A 1,811-nucleotide genomic window follows, 5' to 3' on the forward strand; every position below is an offset into this window, starting at 1 on the left:
CGTCCGGCCTACACCCTTACCCCGGGACAACCACCGCCCGGGATGGACTACCTTCCTGCGTCACCCCATCACTCACCTACTGCAAGTCTGGTTCGTCGGCTCCACCACTCCCCTTTGCCCGAAGGCTCCAGGGCGGCTTCACGGACTTAGCATCGCCTGGTTCGATGTTTGACGCTTCACAGCGGGTACCGGAATATCAACCGGTTATCCATCGACTACGCCTGTCGGCCTCGCCTTAGGTCCCGACTTACCCTGGGCAGATCAGCTTGACCCAGGAACCCTTAGTCAATCGGCGCACACGTTTCTCACGTGTGAATCGCTACTCATGCCTGCATTCTCACTCGTGAACCGTCCACAACTACCTTCCGGTGCTGCTTCACCCGGCACACGACGCTCCCCTACCCATCACGATCCCCGTTGGGGGTACATATCGCAATGACACGACTTCGGCGGTACGCTTGAGCCCCGCTACATTGTCGGCGCGGAATCACTAGACCAGTGAGCTATTACGCACTCTTTCAAGGGTGGCTGCTTCTAAGCCAACCTCCTGGTTGTCTCTGCGACTCCACATCCTTTCCCACTTAGCGTACGCTTAGGGGCCTTAGTCGATGCTCTGGGCTGTTTCCCTCTCGACCATGGAGCTTATCCCCCACAGTCTCACTGCCGCGCTCTCACTTACCGGCATTCGGAGTTTGGCTAAGGTCAGTAACCCGGTAGGGCCCATCGCCTATCCAGTGCTCTACCTCCGGCAAGAAACACACGACGCTGCACCTAAATGCATTTCGGGGAGAACCAGCTATCACGGAGTTTGATTGGCCTTTCACCCCTAACCACAGGTCATCCCCCAGGTTTTCAACCCTGGTGGGTTCGGTCCTCCACGAAGTCTTACCTCCGCTTCAACCTGCCCATGGCTAGATCACTCCGCTTCGGGTCTTGAGCGCGCTACTGAATCGCCCTATTCGGACTCGCTTTCGCTACGGCTTCCCCACACGGGTTAACCTCGCAACACACCGCAAACTCGCAGGCTCATTCTTCAAAAGGCACGCAGTCACGAGAACAAGGCAAGCCTTGTTCCGACGCTCCCACGGCTTGTAGGCACACGGTTTCAGGTACTATTTCACTCCCCTCCCGGGGTACTTTTCACCATTCCCTCACGGTACTATCCGCTATCGGTCACCAGGGAATATTTAGGCTTAGCGGGTGGTCCCGCCAGATTCACACGGGATTTCTCGGGCCCCGTGCTACTTGGGTGTCTCTCAAACGAGCCGCTGACGTTTCGACTACGGGGGTCTTACCCTCTACGCCGGACCTTTCGCATGTCCTTCGCCTACATCAACGGTTTCTGACTCGTCCCACGGCCGGCAGACCGTGAAAGAGAGATCCCACAACCCCGTATACGCAACCCCTGCCGGGTCTCACACGTATACGGTTTAGCCTCATCCAGTTTCGCTCGCCACTACTCCCGGAATCACGGTTGTTTTCTCTTCCTGCGGGTACTGAGATGTTTCACTTCCCCGCGTTCCCTCCACTTGCCCTATGTGTTCAGGCAAGGGTGACAGCCCATGACGACTGCCGGGTTTCCCCATTCGGACACCCCCGGATCAAAGCCTGGTTGACGACTCCCCGGGGCCTATCGTGGCCTCCCACGTCCTTCATCGGTTCCTGGTGCCAAGGCATCCACCGTGCGCCCTTAAAAACTTGGCCACAGATGCTCGCGTCCACTGTGCAGTTCTCAAACAACGACCAGCCACCCATCACCCCGAACCATCCGGTTCGAGTTCACTGGGGCCGGCACCCGAAGCACAACCATA

The 1,811-nt window shown here is 57.8% G+C and carries 1 rRNA gene (cut by a window edge); it reads right to left on the reverse strand.

The annotated features are described in order from the left end of the window. Positions 1–1,704: ribosomal RNA gene (locus tag ACFU95_RS50605) — 23S ribosomal RNA — on the reverse strand (it extends 1,491 nt beyond the left edge of the window). Between the last annotated feature and the right edge of the window lie 107 nt (positions 1,705–1,811).

It is taken from the genome of Streptomyces sp. NPDC057623 (genome assembly GCF_042800355.1).
GTDB lineage: Bacteria > Actinomycetota > Actinomycetes > Streptomycetales > Streptomycetaceae > Streptomyces.